The organism is Lysinibacillus sp. FSL K6-0057, from assembly GCF_038630885.1.
GTDB classification, from domain to species: Bacteria; Bacillota; Bacilli; order Bacillales_A; family Planococcaceae; genus Lysinibacillus; species Lysinibacillus fusiformis_F.
This window is the reverse complement of the sequence record NZ_CP152047.1, coordinates 1,884,439-1,906,184: the sequence shown is the minus strand read 5'-3', so window position 1 is coordinate 1,906,184 and position 21,746 is coordinate 1,884,439. Positions and strand designations below refer to the sequence as shown.

Genomic DNA, 21,746 nt, shown 5'->3' with positions numbered 1-21,746 from the left:
GGGAAATAAACATGGCCATGAAAACAAGTGATGATCGGTTTCAGCAACGTGTCACAAAAGAGCTAGATAATCAGTTTATGCGTCGTGCGGTTTCGAGTGCCCAAGAACGTTTTCAAACACGTCGCCTTCAACAAGCAGAGGAGTTAGGACATTGGGAAGAATGGCGCTCACATGGAGAGGAAATCCGCAAGCATGTTTTAGCTAATCTTGATTATTACCTTTATCAATTAAGTGAAAATGTTGCCAAACGAGGCGGGCATGTGTTCTTTGCGCAAACTGCACAGGAAGCAACCGACTATATTCAAAGCATTGCTAGGAAGAAAAATGCGGCAAAAATTGTGAAATCTAAATCAATGGTGACAGAAGAAATTAACTTAAATACGGCTTTAGAAGCACTTGGTTGTGAAGTGATTGAGACAGACCTAGGTGAGTATATTTTGCAGGTGGCAGATCACGAGCCCCCTTCGCATATTGTGGCGCCAGCCTTGCATAAAAATAAGGAGCAAATTCGAGATGTTTTTAAAGAAAAACAAGGCTACAGTCAAACAGAAAAGCCAGAGGAGCTTGCCCTTTATGTACGTGAAAAATTACGGCAGGAATATTTAACGGCCGATATTGGGATTACAGGCTGTAACTTTGCTATTGCTGAAAGTGGCTCGATTACACTCGTCACGAATGAAGGCAATGCTGATTTAGTAACGGCGCTACCAAAAACGCAAATCACGGTTATGGGGATGGAAAGAATTGTTCCTACCTTTGAAGAAATGGAGGTTCTTGTTAGTTTATTAACAAGAAGTGCGGTTGGTCAAAAGCTAACGAGCTATATTACAACGTTAACAGGCGTAAAGGACGAAGAGGATACGGATGGACCAGAGGAATTCCATTTAGTCATTGTCGATAATGGACGCTCGGCTATTTTAGGTAGTGAATTCCAGCCTATTTTACAGTGCATTCGCTGTGCTGCCTGTGTCAATGCTTGTCCTGTCTATCGTCATGTTGGTGGGCATACGTACGGCTCTATTTACTCAGGTCCAGTAGGTGTTGTCCTCTCCCCGCTTTTAGGAGGCTACGATGATTTTAAAGAACTGCCCTATGCTTCTACATTGTGCGGTGCTTGTACAGATGCATGTCCTGTTAAAATTCCTTTACATCAGCTCATTCATCGCCATCGTCAAGTCATTGTTGAAAATGAAGGCAAGGCACCTGTTTCTGAAAAGCTTTTAATGAAGGCATTTGGTTTTGGGGCTTCCTCCCCTACCCTTTATAAAATGGCGACAAAAATGGCTGCGCCTGCAATGTCTCCATTTACTAAAGACAATACCATTTCTAAAGGCCCTGGCCCATTAAAAGCATGGACCGAGGCAAGGGATTTTCCTGCACCAAGTAAAGACAGCTTTAGAGACTGGATGAAGCATCGTACAAAAGGAGGCGGGCAATAATGACTGATATGATTCAGCATCGAGAAACCTTTTTAGCAAACATTGCGAAGCAACTCGGACGTTCACCTAAGACAGAGCTGCCACGACCAACTTGGCAGTATCAGCCACAAGAGCGTGTGCTCAAAGATGCGACAAAGGACGAATTGGTAGAGATTTTAATCAAGCAATGTGCCAACATCCATACTCATATTGTCATTTCTAGTACTACTACACTTCCACAGGATTTACAGACCGTTGTTGACAATTATGGAGGGCAGTCCGTTATTACATGGCAGGATAAACGGTTCCAAGACTACGGATTATCTGCACTCATGAACGAACAATGGCCACAAGCCAATATTCAGCTTTATGAATGGGACCCACAGCAACCCGAGGAAAATATCCGCCAAGCTGAAAAAGCAAATATCGGGATGACCATTAGTGAAATGACGTTAGCAGAATCGGGAACAGCCGTGCTTTTTAGCAGCAAGGATAGAGGGAGAAGCATTAGCTTTTTACCAGAGAAGTCGATCATTTTAATTCCTAAAAGTACGATTGTGCCTCGTATGACACAGGCAGCTCGTTGGATTAGTGAAAAAATCCGTCGGGGTGAAAAAATTGCCTCCTGCATCAACTTTATTACGGGACCAAGTAACTCAGCCGATATCGAAATGATTCTTATCGTTGGTGTCCACGGCCCTATTCAAGCAACCTACATTGTCATTGAGGATCAGTAAAACAACAGGCATGCATTTCACTGCATGCCTGTTATTTTAAGTTGTTGTGTTAGCGACCCTTTCCGGTAGAGCTGCTTTTTCATAATACTCTGGATGTGCCTCTTTTAAAATAGATGAGCGTAGCATCACGAGTGAAATGATAATAATAATGACACTCGTTACTGGTAAAATAATCGTAGCTGGTAATGTATCATATAGCATGCCATAGACTACCATACCAATCGGCATCATGGACATTGCCATTGTTTCCATTAGCCCAAAGACACGCCCACGGTACTCTTCCGCTATAATTTTTTGCATATATACCCCAATCGGCATATTAATACCCATTTCGAAAATTGCGAAAATAAAGTAAATGATGAGGTAGAAGATCACGATCGCTATATAGGAAAAATCAGTGACTAATGGAATGACTGCTAAGCCAACACTTCCCGCCAATAGCAGTAAGCTGATTTTCGAAAAGCGTAAAGGTACCTTTACTTCAGGTCTTGTTGCGAAATAAAGGGAGGCCAAGAGCATACCTAATGCACCTGACGCTTCAATAAAGCCAAAGTGTGTGGATTTGATTTTTAGCAATTCAATGATGATGTACGTTCCTCCAACAGCGATGGCAGAAAAGAATAAGTTGATCCATAATGCTACCCACATAATGGTTTTAATGACGTTACGTTGCTTGATGTAATGAAAACCGCTTTTCAGCCCTTCCCACATCTTTTCTTTTTTCGTATCTCTCCCTCTTGTACTATAGAGGTTAAAATCCATTGTTGCCTCAAGACAAAAAGCAATCGCATAGGCCACCATATTCACCATTAAAAATACATCCATATTAAAAAATCCATACATCATACCACCAATGACTGGTCCCCCAATCGCAGCTACGGACATTGACATTTGGTTAAATGACATCGCACGCTGTAATCGTTCTGGATTAACAAGTGTGGCAATAGCAGATGAAAACGTTACACCCGAAAAGGCTGAGCAAATAGTATTAAAAACAGTAGCTATGTATATAGCATAAACGGACATTCCTACTGTTTCTGTATAAAGCAATAATCCTCCTACTGTCAAAATGGTGCCTGCCTGCGCTATTAATATCGTGCGTTTTTTTGAGAAATTATCTGCGACATAGCCTGCTAAGGGTGCCACAAGTGCGCGTGGTAATACGGAACAAATCATATTCGTCGCAAAGCTCATCGCCGACCCAGTCATCGCTAAAATATATAGGCTAAAACCGAATGCCATCACATTTGCACCCAACATGGCAATCATTTTACTCGCTGTGAACGTCCATAAATGATAGGTCGCCTTTTTTAACTTTTCCGCTTCATTCATCTAAACCCCTCCGTTTTTTTAACTAAATTAAAAAGTTTAATTAGGTTAAACAAAATATACCATAGTTCCCCCTTTTCACGCAAGCAAAAGTTTAATATAATTAAACAAAAGGAGGCGAGGCAGTGGACTCTTTAGGCACACGAATTCGCAAATTAAGGAAAGAACAAAAATTAACATTAGAGGCACTTGCCGGTGATCGTCTAACTAAAGGAATGTTAAGCCAAATAGAAAATGATAAGGCCAAGCCTTCCATGGAAAGCCTTGACTATATTGCTGAACGTTTAGGTGTAAAAGCTAGTGAATTACTGGAAGAAGTAACCCCATCCTCCATTCGCCAGCTATTAGAGCAGGTGGAAATTTTATTTGCAGAAGTAAAACGTGGTGATACAGACCATCATCAAGAAATTGTCGATTTGATTAAGCCGTCTGTGGAGGGCCTACCTCAAAGCTATGAAGCAGGTCGCTTATTATATATTTATGCAGATGCCCAATATGAAGCAGGATTATCGACATGGGAAGCCCCGCTTTTGCAGGCACGCACTATTTTTAAAGAAATTAATTTACTTAGCCATTGGTTTAAAACATTTGTCCTACAAATGGCTATTATAGCGGAAAAGCGTCAATATGAATTAGCCTTCTCCTATATGTTACAAGCAAAGGAAATCATTGAACAGGAAGACTATCAGCTTGATTCGCGTGACACCTTATTAATGGCCTATTACACAGCCACGCTACAGCTTGCTATCGGTAAACATGAGGAAGGAAAAAAGTTAATTAACGAGACGATTATCAATGCCCATAAAAATCAACTGTTCTATCAAATCGATGATATGTATCGAATTGGCGCTTATTGTGCCATGGTTGACCATGACTTTAAACAGGTTGAGTATATGCTGATGAAGCTTGATCAATACCGTGCTTTTGCTGGGCGGGATGAAGTTGATGCGTTAATTTTTGTCATACGAGCACATTATTACAATAATTACGTTCATCATTATGAGCAGGCACTTATAGAAGTAGAGCGTTTTAATCAACTTAAACATAAGGAATTTGACAAGCTAGATCCCAACTATATTTATTTTGAAAAAGGAAAATCTTTATATTTACTTGGTCGTTATGAGGAGGCAAAGGCCGCCTTTGATCACTATACAAAAATACCGATCTTTATTAGTCATCCCTATGATATCTTGAGCGTACATGAATGCTTTTCCTATAAAGCCCTTTGCTATGCACATTTTGGGGAGCTCACAACAGCCTATGAAATTGCGAAAATGGCCTACACAGATTCACTGGATTTAGTGGATTTACCCTATAAACGAAAAATTGAGGAAGTCTATCGAACAATTAAGGCACAAATTAATTCCATAACTTAATGCGTAAAGGGATTGCACGAGGCTGTGCAATCCCTTGTTTTTACTGCTGACGATCGTTCTTTATTTGTTTATGGATCTTACGTAAAGCCTTTTTCGATCCCCGTTCGATATCATGCTGAAGCTTACGTTCTTGATAGTCTACAAATAAAGTCTCTAGATCATATCCTTCAGGGTATAGCTCCGTTGCGGGTAAGTCTAGGGTAAGTCTCTTCACATTCACCTCTAGTATTTGTCCCTGATAGAATACGCTGACTTTATTGTACGGGTTCATTTCTTCGTACACCAGTCCCACATCATCATAGTCCAATAATTTAACACGATCCCCTTTTGCAAATGCATATGCCGCTGCCATGCTTTTTTTCTCTTCTTTAGGCTTTCTAATTTTACTGTCCTGAACGAGCGTCAGCTGATATTCCTTGTCATTTATATAATCCTTTGCTCTTTGTAAAACAGCTTCGCGGACATTCATTTTCTTGGAAATCCATAACGCATTGCTTTCTCCAGACGTGCCGATGAGTAATTGATACAAAGGCTCTAATGTTTCAGGATGGAAGCGCATTGCCGCATTCATAAAATCAGGATGCATCTCAGAAAATCGTTTAATTTCACCATAATGTGTAGTCGCAACAGTAATGCAGCCCATTTGATAAAATTCCTCTAATATCGCAATGGCCAGTGCGGCTCCTTCATTTGGCTCTGTTCCACTGCCAATTTCATCAAACAGCAATAGCGTATGATTATTAGCGGCTCTCATAATATCGGAAAGATTTTTCATATGCGATGAAAACGTACTTAGTGCATTTTCTATACTTTGATTGTCGCCAATATCAACAAAGATATGATCAAATACCGCCATTTCCGTTCCTTCGTCCGCTACAATATGGAAGCCCGACATCATAGCTAATGTTAAAAGGCCAATGGTTTTCAACACGACCGTTTTGCCACCAGCGTTTGGCCCTGTAATAATTAAGCTACGGTAGTCTTTCGCAATGGAAAATTGAAGGGGCACCGCATTTCCTGGTAATAATGGATGCTTGCCATTGATCAGTTGAATATAACCGTAATCATTTATACGCGGTTCCCTACCACCAATTTGTCTACTAAACTTCGCTTTCGCAAAGACCATATCATATTGGCTGATTAACTCCATGTTAATCGTGATAGCATGCAGATGTTCCATTAATAGCCCTGATAAAGTTGCTAAAATCTGATATTCCTCCACCGCTTCCTCAGCCTTTAAGGTAGCCAATTCTACATTTAATTTAGCCACCACACTCGGCTCCATAAAAACGGTTGCCCCTTTTGAGGATATTTCCACTACTGTTCCCTGTACATGATTTTTATAAGTTGCCTTAATCGGAATCGTATAGCGATCATCCTTTTGACTGATAAAGAATTCCTGAATATACGGTTTATTGGCACTGTTATTCAAAAATTTCGTTAAGCGCTCTTTCAATTTTTCCTCTGTCGTTTCCATATGATGACGAATACGCTTTAATTCACGACTAGCAGCCGAATCTACACGATTGGCTTTGATCGCAAAATTAATCTCCTCCTCCACGCTCTTCAATTCAGCCATAGAATGAGCGTAAGAAGAAAGAACGGGCGCAAAAAATTCCTTATCTAACATAAATTTTTTGATGTTGCGACAGCCTCGTAAAAAATCGGAGATACTCACTAGCTCACTGGGGTCAAGAATCATCCCCTTTTCAAGCTTCGTCATGATATGCTCAATATTCGATACCCCTAAAAACGGAACATGCCCCTCTGCATCCAAAATGGCACGAGCTTCTGTTGTTTCATTCAATCGATTTTTTACCACTGCTAAGTTTGAGCTTGGCATTAATTTATCTAAAAGTTGTTTTCCTAACCCGCTGACACAGTAGGATTTAACGATGTCCTTTAATTCATGATATTGTAATTTTTCAAGCGTAGTTTTATTCATTTGTTATGCTCCTCATTGTAATGTTTTATCATACATGAAGATACCTACCCAATATTAGATAGCAATGATGGTTTAAACAACATAAAAAAAGCTGTGAGGAATCCCCACAGCTCTATCTTTAAAAGGCGCATTTTCCCGGCATCACAAATAAAACTTCATCTAATTGAAGTTTCTATCCTGTATGCCACGCTTGATAAAGTATTGTAGGTATCTACATAGGTTATTGAAATAGGTCCATGACAAAATAAGGGGTGTCCATAACATATATCCCCGGCTGTCGTCATCGCCACTATTTCATTCAATTTTTACCTAGTTAGAACCTACCGCACTCACAAAAAAGCACCTCTCATTAATTGATCATTGTTATCTAATTATTGACATTTTACTATATGCCGGTTTGAAAGTAAAGGTGCCAATGCTTCAAAAGGTTTTCTCCTATTTTTGTCGAATCTATCAATAAGACTTTATTTGGAGGGAGTACTTAAATGCAACAAAGAATTATCCATTACCTATTCACCTTTCTTTTCTTCTTTATTTTAATAATTCCTACAGCCTCTGCCTCTGCCACTGTGATTGGTGAAAGAAATGCAATGGGCTTTCATTATGTAGTCTTACAGGAGAATGATCACTTTAAGTGGGATATTGCCCATAAAGACAGCCAAAAAGTCATTGTGGAGAGTCAAGACAATGCGGGGTTATTAGCACAATATAGAGAAGCCGTGAATGAGTTGCACTCTACACTCATTGTTAGCCTCATTATTCTCATCATCGTCTTAATTGCTGCCATTATTTGTTGGCTCTTCTTTAGAAAGCAAAAGCATGAGCTGAAAAATCCTGCGGCCATCGTATTCGTTCTACCATTCGCTCTAGCAATTTTGATGGTTTTCAAACAGTCACTCCATCTCAACCAGACAATTCAACAAGCTACCTATATTTTTCACCATATTAGTGGATGAATTTTATCGATCTATCGGAGACGATTAAACAAAATAGCAGGCAATCCAACAGCCCAATCCAATAAAAAAATAAAACATTTTTGTGTACCAATAGGGCATTCTATCAAATACTAGGGTAAATAAATCCCAAATGAAAGAGCCGCTAGAGCCCAATCCCTCATCTTTATGTACGCTCGCATTATGTCTCATCCCAAAGGCTATAAAAGCCAGCCCAAAAATGGCTAGTAAAATATGTTCCAACTTATTACACCTCTTTATTCATATCTCCATTAGAGTAGCATGCAAATCATACTAAACAAAGAGGTAAAAATTACATAAGAAAGACCTGTAGAAAAATCTACAAGTCTTTTACGAAACTGATTTATGATGGGCTTTTCTTGTCTCGATAATTTTGGAACCAGAGAATAAGAGTAATGCCGCCCAAATAATGCTGAATGCAAGGAGCTCAACTTGACTAAATGGCTCTTTGTATAACACGATACCTAAAATCAAGACAATGGTTGGCGACACATATTGGATAAACCCTAGTAAATATAAAGGAATATTTTGTGCCCCCTTCGCAAATAAAATAAGCGGGACAGCTGTTACTAAACCACTGAAGATCATTAAGATATCTGTTTTAACATCGACATGTAAAAACAAGGCTTGATGGGTAGTAAACAGATACACATAATAGCCTAATGCAAAGGGTAAAATCAATAACGTTTCAATGGCTAACCCTCTTGTAGCATCCAGTGTAATTTTCTTTTTCAGCACACCATAAATAGCGAAAGATAGCGCAATCAATAAAGCTACCCAAGGTACTGAGCCGTAATTGATTGTTAAAATAATCACCGCAATAAATGCAATTCCTGTCGCTACCCATTGTGCACGACTGAGCGATTCTTTAAAGAAAATTACCCCAAAAATAACAGACAAGAGCGGATTAATATAATAACCTAAGCTCGTTTCAATGAGATGATTATGTGTCACTGCCCAAATATACAAATACCAGTTCATTGAAATGACAAAGGACGCACCTGCAAGCTGCCAGAACTGCTTTTGATGTGACCATAAATATTTTAGATCTGCTACGAGATCCTGACGCATTCGAAATACGATAACTGCAAGTACCGTAAAGACAAAGGACCAAATGACACGGGATAATAAAATCTCCATACTTGGTACATGCTCAAGTAGTTTCCAATATAGAGGGAATGCTCCCCAAAAGGCATAGGCAAAAAAGGCAGCCAAAACCCCTTTTTTCTCATTTGACATGGACACTAACGCTCCTACTCTGATTGAAATCGATAAACGATTTCCTATAATCTTAAACTAGTTAAAGAATAGACTCATTATAGGACTTTGAGTGGCTGCTGTAAATGCCAAATTTCTAGTACCCTTTAAAAGCTGTTAACCTTTCTGTTCCGACTCTAGCTCAGAAATATACTTGCGTACAGTACTATAGCTAATCTCGGGATTGATTTGGCGCTTGATGCGAATATGGATTTCTTTAATCCCAACCCCTTGCTCACGCATATCTCGAATCATCGACTTCAAAGGCCCCGTCAGTGACTCTCTTGACATCGCTGTATATTTACTTAGTTCAATGAGAAGATCCGTATTTTGTTGGCGGAGCACCTTCATTTCCTCCACCACACAATTATATTCTGTTACCTTTTTCTGTAAAACCGTATTTTGCTGCTTGAACTTTTGCAGCTCTTCTGTTAGCTGTGCATTTTGCATTTTTAGCATTTTTCGTTCTCGTTCTAACCCATTTTGCTTGTTATCTAAATCTCTATTCATCGCATTATATAACTCTTCCGTATGCAGCAGCTCTAAATAGCGGCTTTGCGGCACAATCATTAAGCTATCTGTTGTGTATAGAGCAAGCGTTCCGTCTTTAAAAGGCTCATACGATAATGTAGAGGGCTTTATTTTATTCGCCATTTATTTTTCTCTCCTCCACGAAAAAATACATGATATCGAATTGCTTTGTTTCGCATCTTTCCGCTTCCTTTTTCATTTGATAATCATTCTCATTTAACTTTATCATAATCACTATTTTGCTTTTTGTCAAAGAACATTTCCATCTTAGCGAATATTATGGCAAACCCTTGAAAGAGCCTCTCTACCTGACTACACATTCCATATAAAAAGCCTCTTGCAACAATAGCTGCAAGAAGCTTGGGCCTTACATTTTTTTCAGTTTTTCATATTCCAATTGCAAACGTTCAATACGTTTACGACCTTCTTCACGGTTTCTTGCTGTTTCTGCTTGAATTTGCTTCGTTTCTTGAATACCAGCCATAATTGTTTGCCACGTTGTTTCAATCGTTTCGATTTTAATGCTTGGGCTACCAGCTTGACGTGCGATATTCACACTGTTCTTACTAATATTTTCAGCATTACGGACAAGCATTTCGTTCGTACGGCGGTCCAATTCCACCATAGAATCCGAAATCAGCTTTTGACGCTTCAATGTGACTGCGTGGATCAGCCCTTGCTTAAAGATCGGAATCGTTGTGACAAAGGCAGAATTAATCTTGGCAATCAAATGATTGTTCCCTTGCTGCATTAAGCGAATTTGTGGTGCTGATTGGAAGGATACTTGTTGTGCCATTTCCAAATCATAGCGACGTTGCTCTAATAATTCCACAGCGCGAAGCATTGTTTCATATTCCATGGCTGCCAGTTGATCACCTGTTTGTGCTTTTTGCTCAAGTGCAGGTAATGATGCGCGAACCTCTTCTGTTTTTACTTCAATCGCAGCAACAAATTTACTTAATGATTGGAAGTAATTTAAGTTCTGATCATACAGATTTTCAAGGTCAATGGTATTACGCTTCATTTCCCCTTCGTATTTTTGGATTTCACGGTAAATGACATCCACTTCTTTATTCATACTGTCATACTTAGATAAGAACCTTTCCAATTGCTCTTTTCCTTTGTTAAAGAGCTTGGAGATGAAACCGCCCTTTTTCTCTTCCGCAAAATCCTGTGGATCGAATTTATCCATAATTTTATTCAGGTTATTTAATAGCACACTGGATTCTTCCAGCTTACTAGCTTTCATCGTTGCGAGCATTTTATCTGAAAAGGTAGAAATGCCACTTGCTGTTTCTTTACCAAGCTCTAGCATGGCAATTTGATCTTTGACATCAATTTTTTGTGCAAGTGTATGAACCTCTGGATCTTGCTTTAGCATCAGCTGATTTTGAGCGATTTGTGATAGCTCCTGCTCAGATACAAGTACCGGCTTTTGCTCAGGCGCCTGCTGTAAAAGTGGATTTGGCTGTAATAAAGGATTTTCTGAAGCGAATGGGTCCTTGGATTTTAAAAGATCATTGTTGAATTCAGACATACGTTTTACCCCCTGCAATTTATCTCTACTAATTACTTACGATTACCATGTAAAAAAGTTTCATTTTCTATAGTATGAAAAAATATGAGTCTGCTATACGATAGCCATTTTGGTGAAGCTTATATTGCAAGTTGTATTGGCTAGGGTGAGTATTATCAACAAAAATGTCCATCTCAGTACGATGGTGGAGAATTTCTTCTATTTCATTATTCATGGGACACAACTGCTGAAGTTTTTGAAAGAACTGCGCTTTTTCCTCAGGTGTTGCTAAACGTTGATTTGGCGGGAGGGCAAGGAGCGCTTCCACCTCTGATTTAGCTAACATGGTCTCACCCCTTTGTTAAATTATAGCTTCTTTCTATGCAAAATTCGACTAATTCCGTAAATTCCTTTACATTGTTTGCTAACTGTGGCTTCTTGTGACCAAAAAAGCAGCTACATCATGATGTAGCTGCCCTAGTGTTATGTTGTTACCTTTAATACCGTTTTAATTTTTTGAATGACGCCGCCAGAGCTATATGTCAATACACTACGTTTATAGAACGATAAACTAAATAGGTATACGACAATAATCGTCGCGACTAAAATTCCTAATGAAAGTAACGGTACAATGCCACCGATATCTGTAGCGCCAATACGCATTGGCATGATCATACCAGAAGTTAGTGGGATATAAGAGAATATTTTAATGATAATTGTATCTGGATTACCCATACCTGTCAGCATAACATAGAAGCCAATCATTGTAATAATCATAGCAGGCATTAATACTTGACCCGCTTCCTCTACTTTCGAAACTAAAGAGCCAAATAATGCGCCAATGATGAGATACAAGATAACCGTTAACAGTAGGAATACGATGGCATAGATGACATAGCCAACAGACAATTCCTTGACAATACTAGCAGCCGCATCCCAAACCATTCCGCCTTTGATAAACTTCGCATAGATAAGGAACACTACTGCAATAATGCCCATCTGTGTTAAAGCGAGCAATAAAACCCCTGCAATTTTTGCTTTAAAATGTGTCGCTGGTTTGACACTTACTAAAAGCATTTCCATTGCTCGTGAGCCTTTTTCAGAGGCAATTTCAGTTGTAATCATCGATAGGAATGTAGAAATAAAGAAATAGATTAAAATCCCAACCGCATAGGAAACCACTAGCCCTGATTGCTTTTCTTCCTCACTTTTTCCACCTGCTGATTCCTCATTTAAGTTTTTCGTTGAAATCGTTGTTTGAGCCGCCATAATTTGTGCTGCTTGCTCAGACGATAACGATAGTTGCTGTACAGCATAATGCTGACCTGCATACTGTAATAAGGATGACAATGTAGATTGATCATTCAATTTTAATGGTGTGAACGTAGCAATTTCCGCATGTAACTGACCATTTTGATCGTTAATCGTCACAATAGCATCGAGCTTGCCGTCCTTCACTCTTTTTTCAAGGGCCGAAACATCTTTTTCATCCTGAATAAAGGCCATGTCTCCATTCGAGACAAAAATACCACTTAAATCGGCAGAGGTTTCATTGATAATCGCGATTTGCTGTGCTTCATCATCGCCTGTGAATAGCTCCTTAATTTCTGACCAGAAGACAGCCACAGACATGACAAGGACATATAAACATGTCATTAAAATAAAGGATTTTGATTTAATTTTAGCTTTGTATAATTGCTTCATTAGTAAACTAAACTTCGACAACATGGCCACCTACCTTATCTTTAAAGATTTCATCTAACGATAAATAATCTAAACTGAATTTTTCAATATACTTCCCATTGGACAGTTGCTCAAAAATACTTTGGGCAAAGCTTTCGTCTGCTAATGTAAGCACCGTTTGCTCCTTCTCTACGCGCACATCCTTAACACCCTCTAGTGCCAATAACTGTGTCGTCGACCAATCCGTACGAACAGCAAGCTTTGTTTTACCATATTGTTTCTTTAAATCTAGTAAGCTTCCAGAAAATAAAGAAATACCTCGTTTTAATAAGCACAAATGATCACAAAGCTCCTCGACATTGTCCATTTGGTGACTGGAGAACAAAATGGTCGTGCCCTGCTCTTTCAATAGTAGAATCGCATCCTTTAGTAAATCTTTATTGACTGGATCTAGCCCACTGAATGGTTCATCTAAAATTAAAAACGCTGGTTTATGGATGAAGCTTGCAATCAGCTGTACCTTTTGCTGATTCCCCTTTGACAGTGTTTCTGCCTTATCCTTGCGCTTTTCTTCTAATTCAAATCGTTGAATCCAAAAATCAATTTCCTTTTTCAGCTCTGCCCGTTTCATGCCACGTAGCTCGCCAAAAAAGTAAAGCTGCTCCTCCACCTTCATCGTCGGGAAAATACCACGCTCCTCAGGTAAATAACCAAGAACATCTCGGTTAATGGCATTGACTGGCTGGCCATCCCAAGTAATCGTCCCCGCCGTCGTCTCCTGTAAATCTAAAATCATTCGGAATGTCGTCGTTTTCCCTGCACCGTTTTGACCAATTAGACCAAAAATTTCACCCTTTTCAATGGTAAAATTCAAATCATCCACAGCTGTAAAATCCTTGTACTTCTTTGTAACATGCTGTAACTGTAACGTCATGTTGTCATCCTCCTTATCCTTCAAATATATGTAAGTCTTGTTTCAAGCCTTTTTTACGATTTTCATTTTTTACTATAGGAATGAATAGCAGTAAGGCTACGATCAAATTCATGCACCCTACACTCGTGTTTATAGGTCCTACAGCAGATTCTCGTAAACCTAGCGATAGATTATAAATACCCATGATTAAATTTAACAGTAACACTGTGATAAAAATGCGATTCATTGATTTAATATAGTTAATTTTCGAGGAAGCATCCGTAAATATCTCAAAAGGGCCCTCTGATTTTGGTTTTCGATAATAGGCCCATCCACCGAACTTGGACACACATTCGATATTCATAGCGTCTAGAAACTCAAAATAATCCTTCGATTTTCTATTAACAAATTCATTTCGATAAATATATTGTCCTGGTGTGCCTTGTTCAAAAACAAAGTAACCTACGACTGTTTTTTTCAGATTCCACCCCCGATCTGCCATGTCATTGACCCATCGTTCTTCCTTTTCGAAATCCATAAAAAAACGATACACTCTTTTTTTCATTTGCATCACCCCAACTATAAAGTTACGCTTCCTTTTTCATTATTTTCTGATTTCCCGGAAAATAATAGACGCTTCGTTAATCCGAAAATACATTTAATTCTCTCTTTAATCGATTACGTATACGCATAAGCTTATAGAATGGGAGGGCGAATAATACAACAACCACAAGATTCAGCGTATTTAACGCGAAACCAACCCAGTCTGTTGTTTGCTCCGAAAAATCACCAATTAAACCGATGAGACCAATGAACAAATTAAGAAGAATAAGAGAAAGCAGGATCATCATCTTTTTTGACAGGTTACCAATCTTCGTTTTTTTATCTGTATACAGCTCAAATGGACCTTCCTGTGCTGCCTTTCTAAAAAACACAAAATTGCCAGAACGATCTACTTGCTCAATGCCAGAGGATTTGAGAAATTCGAGATAATCCTCTTCATAATGCGTACCGAACCGCTCTAATTCATCATGGCGATAAATATAGCTATTTGGTTCTCCACGTTCAAACGTAAAGCGAATCCATGTGAATTTTTTCAAATGCCAGCCCTGACAAGCCATGTCATTGACCCACTTCTCTATTGCATAGGGATTAATCATCAATCGATATTTATGCATATTATTCAACTCCTCTCGTTATACGGATACCATTGTCAAAAAGTTCCCTTAATCTCAAAATTTCATATTCAACCATTGTTTTTCCAGTTTCGGTAATCATATATTCTTTCTTTCTGCCATCCTCATCGAGCGCCTCTATCCAGCCTCGTTCCAGCAATGTTTTAATTGCGCCATATATGGTACCTGCCCCTAAACGCACTCGCCCATTGCTCATTTCCTCCACCAATTGCATAATGCCATAGCCATGCCTCGCCTCATATAATGCTAATAAAATATAATAAACGCCTTCTGTTAATGGCGGATGCTCCTGTGTCATTCAAATCCTCCTCTATATCGCCTATCAATATATCGTCAGTCGATACATTTAAAATATATCAGCAGTCGATATAATTGTCAACGCTCATTTGTGATGTTGCAGTTCATCTTACACTATGCTAAGATGTAAGTAATTACTTGCATGGAAGGAAGTATATTTTTGACAACGAAAGGAACTGCACAACGAATTATCGAAGCTGCTCTACAATTGATTAGTGAAAAAGGCTATACAGCTGCAACTACCAAAACCATTGCAGAATTAGCAGGTGTCAATGAGGTCACTCTTTTCCGTCATTTTGGCAACAAACGTGGTTTATTAAAAGCCATCATTGAGCAATTTTCTTATTATCCTCTTCTACAGCAGGAGATCACTCAAAATGTAACGTGGGAATTAGAAAAGGATTTATTAAGTTTCTCATTGAAGCATTTTCATTTTTTAATGTCAATTAAAGATTTTGTCATGATTGGCTTTAAGGAATCCATTCAGTTTCCTGAAATTAGTGAGGAAATCGCCAATCTCCCACTCCTCATCAAAAAGGAGCTTATTCACTACTTTCAAGAGATGCATCAGCAAGGAAAAATAAGAGAAGTTGATTTTGAAGCAGCAGCGTTATCGCTAATTGCTTTGAACTTTGGTCATTTTATGTCACGTGCTCAACTTGGAACAATCGTGTCTGACCTACCAACTGAAGAACTTTTGCAAACTAGTGTTGCTATTTTTTCTAGGGGACTCGTTTCCTAGAAAAAATTTTTCTAATCAATGCAAGTAAGTACTTACTTAATTAGGAGGAATAAAATATGACAGGTTTACAAGCATTATTGCGAGTTCGTGAAACCTATATCGGCATTATTGCAACCATTGCCTTTCAATTAATCTTCTTTACGATTTGGATGACTGCCTATGATAGTGTCAATGAAAGAGCGGAACAGTTAAGCATTGGCCTTGTTGTGGAAGATACCGCGATGGGGCAACAGGTAGCACAGAACATCAAAGGCTCCATCCCCTTTTCAATGGAGGACTATTCATCAATGAAGGAAGCAGAGAGTGCATTAAACGAACGTCAAATTAATATGATTATGCAAATTCCCACTGATTTTACAAATCAAATACAAGCAGGGAAAGAGGCAGAAATTATTTATGCGATTAATCAAGCCAATGCAAGTGTAGCGAAAAATATGATGGAGGGCGTAGCAAAGCAATTAACAGATGAGATCAATCAAGCCCTTTATCCAATGCAACAAAATCAAGCAGTTGAGGCCTTTGCTCAACAATTTGCTCAGCTTCCCTTCGAGCAACAAATTACCACTTCTGTCAAAACGACTGTAATGAATGTCAAAGACCATGCCGTCGACGGAACCATTGTTAAAACCAATGATGTGAAAGGATTTGCCGCAAACTTTGTGCCACTTATGGTCATCATCTCCTCCTTCGTGGGCGCGATGGTCATGATTATGCAACACCAGCAAGCAGCACAGCTCGTTCAAGAAAGCCTATCAAAATGGCAATTATTCCTCGCACGACAGCTACTCAATGTGGGCGTAGCCTTTACATTGCCATTACTAACAATTGGGCTGATGCACCTTTTTGATATCGCTAGTCAAGAAAGCCTGCTGTCGATATATTTCTTTCAAGCTGTGATGTATCTCGCTTTCCTTAGCTTGGCCCAAGTATTTGTCATCGCCTTTGGGAATTTAGGGATGGTATTTAATATTTGTGCCCTTTCACTCCAATTAGTAACATCAGGCGTCCTTGTACCAAAAACCATGCTATCTGAAGGTTACAAGCAAGTCGCTGCCATGCTACCAGCCACTTATGGAGCAGATGGCTACTACACAATTATCTTTGGTGGTAGTACCGATAATCTCCTGCAAAACAGTAGCTCCTTATGCATCATCATCTTCGTGACACTAGCCATCGCTACGTTGATCGTCACATTCAAGCCTGCCCCCGTTCGATAATTTGATAGAAAAGAGAAGGTCTACAAGTTGATGTAGACCTTCTCTTTGGGTGGGTTATCCGCTACTTTTTCAGTTTTATCCTTCAATTTGCGCGTTCTATCCGCTACTTTTCCTGTTCTATCCTTCAATTCTGGCGTTCTAACCACTACTTCTCACTCTATCCTTCACTTCAAGCGTGCTATCCTCTACTTTTCCTGTTCTATCCTTCAAATCGAGCTTTCTATCCACTACTTCTTACTCTATCCTTCAAATTGTGCTTTCTAACTACTACTTCTTACTCTATCCTTCACTTCAAGCGGGCTATCCGCTACTTTTCCTGTTTTATCCTTCAAATCGAGCGTTCTAACCACTGCTTCTTACTCTATCCTTCACTTCAAGCGGGCTATCCGCTACTTTTCCTGTTCTATCCTTCACTTCAAACGTTCTATCCTCTACTTTCTCTGTTCTATCCTTCAATTCTGGCGTTCTAACCACTACTTCTTACTCTATCCTTCACTTCAAGCGGGCTATCCGCTACTTTTCCTGTTCTATCCTTCAATTTGAGCGTTCTAACCACTACTTCTTACTCTATCCTTCACTTCAAGCGTTCTATCCGCTACTTTTCCTATTCTATCCTTCAAATCGATCTTTCTATCCACCGCTTCTTACCCTATCCTTCACTTCAAGCGTGCTATCCACCACTTCTCACATTCTTCAAAATAGCTGCTAGCTGCTGATTTAACATGGTCACACTATCGCTGAAATCGCCACGATACCATTGGATGATGAGACCGATGATGGCGTTTGCTTGATAGGCGCTATAATAGTCAATCGAAATATGATCCTCCATTTGATGTATGCGATGTGTGGTAATATCTCGTTTTAGCAAGGAATAAATGCCATCAAAGAGCATGTAATAGTAGGTCAGCGGAACATTTTTAGAAAAGACAATACGGTAAAACATTTTAAAGCGTTCAATATGATGAAAAATACGGATTGTATTGGGATCTAATTGATTGGTGTCCAGGGTGGTCACGGCTCGATAGGGTTCTTCATAGGATTGATATAAATCCTCCATAATTTCCTGAAAGTATTCTTCAAAGAGCCCCTCTTTTTGCTCGTAGTGTAAATAGAATGTGCCCCGATTGACCTTTGCTTCTCTACAAATTTCTGCAATGGATATTTGCTCCAAAGGTTTTTGGCTAAGCAAGGTCAATAAGGCATCGTGGAGAGCTTGCTTCGTTTTAATAATTCGTAAATCCGTTGTACGCAATTTTTTCAGCTCCTTATTAAACAGTTTGTCCAAAGGTGTTGATTACTCAACACTTCCCGTTTTTTTGCATATTGAAATCGCTTTCAACTTTATTATATGATTTTAATGAACAGATGTTCAATAACTAATGAAATTACCATGAGGAGGTCTTTGAGATGAGATTAGAAGGTAAAGTAGCCATTGTGACAGGTGCAGCTTCAGGTATGGGGAAAGCTATTGCAGAAGGCTATGCAAAAGAAGGCGCTAAGGTTGTCGTTTCAGACTTAAATTTAGAGGGTGCTCAAGCGGTTGTGGATGGTATTCAAGCGGCTGGAGGGACAGCATTTGCCATTCAAACAAATGTCGCATCAACAGAAGACTTACAACGTTTATTTGATGAAACGAAAACGAATTATGGTCAATTAGATATTTTAGTCAACAACGCGGGTATTATGGATGGTATGGAGCCAGTTGGGGAAATTTCTGATGAACGATGGGAAAAAGTATTTGCAGTGAATACAACAGCCGTTATGCGTTCTATGCGTATGGCAACAGAAATTTTCCTTGCACAAGGACACGGTGTCTTTGTCAATAATATTTCTGCTGGTGGCTTATATGGGGCACGTGCAGGAGCGGCTTATACAGCTTCCAAACATGCAGTTGTTGGTTTAACAAAAAATACTGCGTTTATGTATGCGGATAAAAATATTCGCTGTAATGGTATTGCGCCAGGAGCAGTGATGACCAATATCGCCTCTTCTATGACAAATATGAGTCAAACGGGTGCTGCACGCCAAGCACTTGGTCTATCCATTAATCCGCGTGCTGGTCAGCCAGAAGAAATCGCTCAATTAGCTATTTTCCTAGGCTCAGACGAAGCAAGCTTTGTGAATGGACAAGTGATTGCCGTGGATGGTGGCTGGACAGCTTACTAATCCATTAAAAAACACGCACAGAGACATTTTCTGTGCGTGTTTATTCATTAGATAACTTTTCGAGAAGGCATCAGGCTTCCAATTACCGCACCAATTAGTGCAGGTAATATCCATCCTAAGCCGACATCATAAAAAGGCAGCATTGTGGAATAGTACTTCTCTACAGCGTCTAAAACACCTAACTTCGCGCCTGGCACACTTTCAACCAAGGCTTTATAGCCATCAATTAGGCTAATGAAAAATGTAAAAATCATCGCAATGGCATACACTGTTTGCTTATTCCTAAAGAAGGCTGAACTTAGAGCAAGCAAAATTAAGACGATTGCTAATGGATATAAGAACATTAAAACAGGGATCGCAAATTGGATGATATTGTTTAAGCCAAAGTTTGCAATCATAAAGGATACTGCACACAATAGGAACACAAACCATTTATAGCTGATTTTTGGAAATACTTCGTGGAAAAATTCACTACAAGACGTAATTAAACCGATACTTGTCTTTAAACAAGCCAGTACGATGATGACCGCTAATAAAATAGCTCCAAATGAGCCGAAATAATGATCGGCCACTGCGGCAAAGATTAAACCACCATTATCAAAAGTCCCGACAGCATTAATACTAGAAGCGCCCATATACGTAATGAGACCATAAATCAGCGTCATTAAAGCCATCGCAAAAATACCTGATGTCCATGTAGCCTTGGCAATTTCTCTGCGATCTGTAATCCCTGCACTTTTAATGGCATGAATGACAACAATCCCGAAGGCCAGTGATGCTAGGGCGTCCATCGTATTATAGCCCTCTTTAAAACCTGTCATAAAGGCTGCATCCCTATAATCACCGATAGGCTGCTGGAAATCGCCCATTGGCTTCGTGATGCTTGTAATAATTAAAATAAATAATACAACTAAAAATGCAGGCGTTAAATATTTGCCGATATAATCCATTATTTTCGCTGGATTTAAAGAGAAATAGTAGACAATCGCGAAAAATACAAAGCTAAATACAGCTAGTAGTAGCGTTGCATGCTGTGCTTGAATATATGGCTCAAAGCCTACTACAAAAGGTACAGTTGCTGTCCGTGGGATAGCAAAGAATGGACCGATTGTTAAGTACAATGCCAATGAAAAGATGATGCCAAATAGAGGATGAACACGATTGGCTAGATCTCGTAAACCATTACTACCTGATAAGCCAATCGCCAAAATTCCGAGGAATGGTAAGCCGATAGCAGTCACTAAAAATCCGATTAATCCAAACCAAAAATTAGTCCCAGCAAATTGACCCATTTGAATAGGAAAAATGAGGTTCCCCGCTCCAAAATACAGTCCAAATAACATTGTTCCAATGACTGCGTAAGTTGAAAAAGGTATTTTTTGTTGCATAATTGATGTGCTCCTTAGAAGTTTTAAACTATAGCAAATTATTTTAATCGAATGATTTTTCACTACAATTTCATCATGTTATCAAGCATTTATTATAATTACAATAGTTTTTTCGTTTATCCAGAGAGATTCAACAAAAAAAGAGCTGCCTGCTGACAGCCCCCTCCTTAGTTTGCAACTGACCATTCAATATGATCTAAAAATTTGTAAACATCTTCATACACTTTATCGCGTTCTTTATCTAATGTAATAATGTGACCAGAATTTTCATACCAAATGATTTCTTTGTCATCTGTTTCTACCGTATTTAAAATAAAAGGTGCGCTTTCTTGGTAGAGGTCATCATCTAATGAACCTTGTAACACAAGTGTTGGTGCTTTGATTGTTGATAATTCTTCGCGTGTTTCCGTTGTTAAACGTGTTACGCCATCCAATGAATCTTTTGGTGAAATACGTAATTCATGTAATTCTGAAATAATTTGATCTTTTGATTTATTTTCAAAGTGTTTATATAAACGAGCATAGTGGTACAGACGTGTGAATAAGCCTTTTGAATTATCACGTGTAATCGGTGCACACATCGCTACACATGCTTTTACTGGGAATGTCTCTGCCACTTTTAATGAAAAGACGCCTCCAAGTGAAATCCCAACTACAGCGATTTCTTCATAGCCTTTCTCTTGTAGGAAGTTATATCCTTCTACTACATCGTTCCACCAGTCTTCTGGTTTTGTTTCTAATAATGCTTCTGGTTCTACACCATGCCCACTATAGATAGGTGCATGCACAGTATAACCGCGTTGAGATAAAAATTCTCCTAGCTTTTTCACATCTTTTGTGCTACCTGTGAATCCATGCAGTAATAGTACGGCTTTATTGCCTCCCTCGATTGTTAGAGGTTGTGGCTTTGTTAACTTCATTTTATGATATCCCCTTCACGGAAATTGATAATTGTGTATTTTATGTGTCTATCTTATCACCCTTTATTCATAATGTACAATTTATAGTTTTTATCAAATCAATGTGTATTGTGCATGAATGATGTCAACTTAACGGCTGTA

The 21,746-nt window shown here is 39.0% G+C and carries 23 protein-coding genes; 7 read left to right on the top strand and 16 right to left on the bottom strand.

Translation table 11 applies throughout. The features are described 5' to 3' along the window. Positions 1–11: 11 nt before the first annotated feature. Positions 12–1,439, top strand: a complete 1,428-nt coding sequence (locus tag MHB40_RS09000; protein ID WP_342534344.1) for a LutB/LldF family L-lactate oxidation iron-sulfur protein — start codon at positions 12–14, stop codon at positions 1,437–1,439. Next, positions 1,439–2,155: a lactate utilization protein C gene (locus MHB40_RS08995; protein ID WP_342534343.1), complete on the top strand. Its 717-nt coding sequence runs from the start codon at positions 1,439–1,441 to the stop codon at positions 2,153–2,155. Before MHB40_RS09000 ends, MHB40_RS08995 begins: the two co-directional genes overlap by 1 nt. A gap of 36 nt (positions 2,156–2,191) precedes the next feature. On the opposite strand, the gene MHB40_RS08990 is transcribed toward MHB40_RS08995, so the two are convergent. Further along, on the bottom strand, positions 2,192–3,487 hold the full coding sequence (locus MHB40_RS08990) for an MFS transporter (RefSeq protein ID WP_342534342.1): 1,296 nt from the start codon (positions 3,485–3,487) through the stop codon (positions 2,192–2,194). A gap of 122 nt (positions 3,488–3,609) precedes the next feature. Between MHB40_RS08990 and MHB40_RS08985 the strand changes: the two genes are divergently transcribed. Further along, positions 3,610–4,860: a helix-turn-helix domain-containing protein gene (locus MHB40_RS08985; protein ID WP_342534341.1), complete on the top strand. Its 1,251-nt coding sequence runs from the start codon at positions 3,610–3,612 to the stop codon at positions 4,858–4,860. Between the two features lie 40 nt (positions 4,861–4,900). Here the strand turns inward: MHB40_RS08985 and MHB40_RS08980 are convergent, their stop codons facing one another. Beyond that, positions 4,901–6,805, bottom strand: coding sequence for an endonuclease MutS2 (locus tag MHB40_RS08980; RefSeq protein ID WP_342443200.1), 1,905 nt, complete (start codon positions 6,803–6,805; stop codon positions 4,901–4,903). A 485-nt stretch (positions 6,806–7,290) separates the two neighbouring features. Between MHB40_RS08980 and MHB40_RS08975 the strand changes: the two genes are divergently transcribed. Next, a complete protein-coding gene (locus tag MHB40_RS08975; RefSeq protein ID WP_342443199.1) occupies positions 7,291–7,761 on the top strand; it encodes a hypothetical protein in 471 nt (156 codons plus the stop codon). A 24-nt stretch (positions 7,762–7,785) separates the two neighbouring features. Here MHB40_RS08975 and MHB40_RS08970 read toward each other — a convergent pair whose 3' ends face one another. The 10 genes from MHB40_RS08970 to MHB40_RS08925 form a co-directional block, all read right to left on the bottom strand. Continuing rightward, entirely contained in the window at positions 7,786–8,001 is a 216-nt protein-coding gene (locus MHB40_RS08970) for a hypothetical protein (RefSeq protein ID WP_342443198.1), read from the bottom strand. 108 nt (positions 8,002–8,109) lie between these two features. Then, positions 8,110–9,018: an EamA family transporter RarD gene (gene rarD, locus MHB40_RS08965; RefSeq protein ID WP_205442663.1), complete on the bottom strand. Its 909-nt coding sequence runs from the start codon at positions 9,016–9,018 to the stop codon at positions 8,110–8,112. A gap of 135 nt (positions 9,019–9,153) precedes the next feature. After that, positions 9,154–9,690, bottom strand: a complete 537-nt coding sequence (locus MHB40_RS08960; RefSeq protein ID WP_205442660.1) for a hypothetical protein — start codon at positions 9,688–9,690, stop codon at positions 9,154–9,156. A gap of 244 nt (positions 9,691–9,934) precedes the next feature. Beyond that, positions 9,935–11,104, bottom strand: a complete 1,170-nt coding sequence (locus MHB40_RS08955; RefSeq protein ID WP_004229508.1) for a toxic anion resistance protein — start codon at positions 11,102–11,104, stop codon at positions 9,935–9,937. 67 nt (positions 11,105–11,171) lie between these two features. Continuing rightward, the gene (locus tag MHB40_RS08950) at positions 11,172–11,429 is read right to left on the bottom strand and encodes a hypothetical protein (protein WP_342534340.1); all 258 of its coding nucleotides are present in this window, start codon (positions 11,427–11,429) and stop codon (positions 11,172–11,174) included. A 137-nt stretch (positions 11,430–11,566) separates the two neighbouring features. After that, a complete protein-coding gene (locus MHB40_RS08945; protein ID WP_342443196.1) occupies positions 11,567–12,811 on the bottom strand; it encodes an ABC transporter permease in 1,245 nt (414 codons plus the stop codon). Continuing rightward, positions 12,795–13,700, bottom strand: coding sequence for an ABC transporter ATP-binding protein (locus MHB40_RS08940; protein ID WP_342534339.1), 906 nt, complete (start codon positions 13,698–13,700; stop codon positions 12,795–12,797). Before MHB40_RS08940 ends, MHB40_RS08945 begins: the two co-directional genes overlap by 17 nt. A gap of 13 nt (positions 13,701–13,713) precedes the next feature. Beyond that, on the bottom strand, positions 13,714–14,244 hold the full coding sequence (locus MHB40_RS08935) for a DUF2812 domain-containing protein (protein WP_205442655.1): 531 nt from the start codon (positions 14,242–14,244) through the stop codon (positions 13,714–13,716). Between the two features lie 76 nt (positions 14,245–14,320). Continuing rightward, positions 14,321–14,857: a DUF2812 domain-containing protein gene (locus tag MHB40_RS08930; RefSeq protein ID WP_342443194.1), complete on the bottom strand. Its 537-nt coding sequence runs from the start codon at positions 14,855–14,857 to the stop codon at positions 14,321–14,323. Between the two features lies 1 nt (position 14,858). Beyond that, positions 14,859–15,173, bottom strand: coding sequence for a helix-turn-helix transcriptional regulator (locus MHB40_RS08925; protein WP_205442652.1), 315 nt, complete (start codon positions 15,171–15,173; stop codon positions 14,859–14,861). Between the two features lie 141 nt (positions 15,174–15,314). Between MHB40_RS08925 and MHB40_RS08920 the strand changes: the two genes are divergently transcribed. Further along, the gene (locus tag MHB40_RS08920; protein ID WP_342443193.1) at positions 15,315–15,914 is read left to right on the top strand and encodes a TetR/AcrR family transcriptional regulator; all 600 of its coding nucleotides are present in this window, start codon (positions 15,315–15,317) and stop codon (positions 15,912–15,914) included. Positions 15,915–15,970: 56 nt separating this feature from the next. Next, positions 15,971–17,131 carry an ABC transporter permease gene (locus MHB40_RS08915; protein WP_342443192.1) on the top strand — a complete coding sequence of 387 codons (1,161 nt, stop codon included), beginning with the start codon at positions 15,971–15,973 and terminating at the stop codon, positions 17,129–17,131. Positions 17,132–17,473: 342 nt separating this feature from the next. Here the strand turns inward: MHB40_RS08915 and MHB40_RS08910 are convergent, their stop codons facing one another. Both MHB40_RS08910 and MHB40_RS08905 read right to left on the bottom strand, forming a co-directional pair. Beyond that, entirely contained in the window at positions 17,474–17,605 is a 132-nt protein-coding gene (locus tag MHB40_RS08910) for a hypothetical protein (protein WP_342443191.1), read from the bottom strand. Between the two features lie 196 nt (positions 17,606–17,801). Continuing rightward, positions 17,802–18,383 carry a TetR/AcrR family transcriptional regulator gene (locus MHB40_RS08905; RefSeq protein ID WP_342443190.1) on the bottom strand — a complete coding sequence of 194 codons (582 nt, stop codon included), beginning with the start codon at positions 18,381–18,383 and terminating at the stop codon, positions 17,802–17,804. Positions 18,384–18,538: 155 nt separating this feature from the next. On the opposite strand from MHB40_RS08905, the gene MHB40_RS08900 reads away from it, so the two are divergent. After that, positions 18,539–19,297, top strand: a complete 759-nt coding sequence (locus MHB40_RS08900) for an SDR family oxidoreductase (RefSeq protein WP_342443189.1) — start codon at positions 18,539–18,541, stop codon at positions 19,295–19,297. 47 nt (positions 19,298–19,344) lie between these two features. Here the strand turns inward: MHB40_RS08900 and brnQ are convergent, their stop codons facing one another. Further along, the gene (gene brnQ, locus MHB40_RS08895) at positions 19,345–20,685 is read right to left on the bottom strand and encodes a branched-chain amino acid transport system II carrier protein (protein WP_342443188.1); all 1,341 of its coding nucleotides are present in this window, start codon (positions 20,683–20,685) and stop codon (positions 19,345–19,347) included. A gap of 167 nt (positions 20,686–20,852) precedes the next feature. Further along, entirely contained in the window at positions 20,853–21,605 is a 753-nt protein-coding gene (locus MHB40_RS08890) for an alpha/beta fold hydrolase (RefSeq protein WP_004229542.1), read from the bottom strand. Between the last annotated feature and the right edge of the window lie 141 nt (positions 21,606–21,746).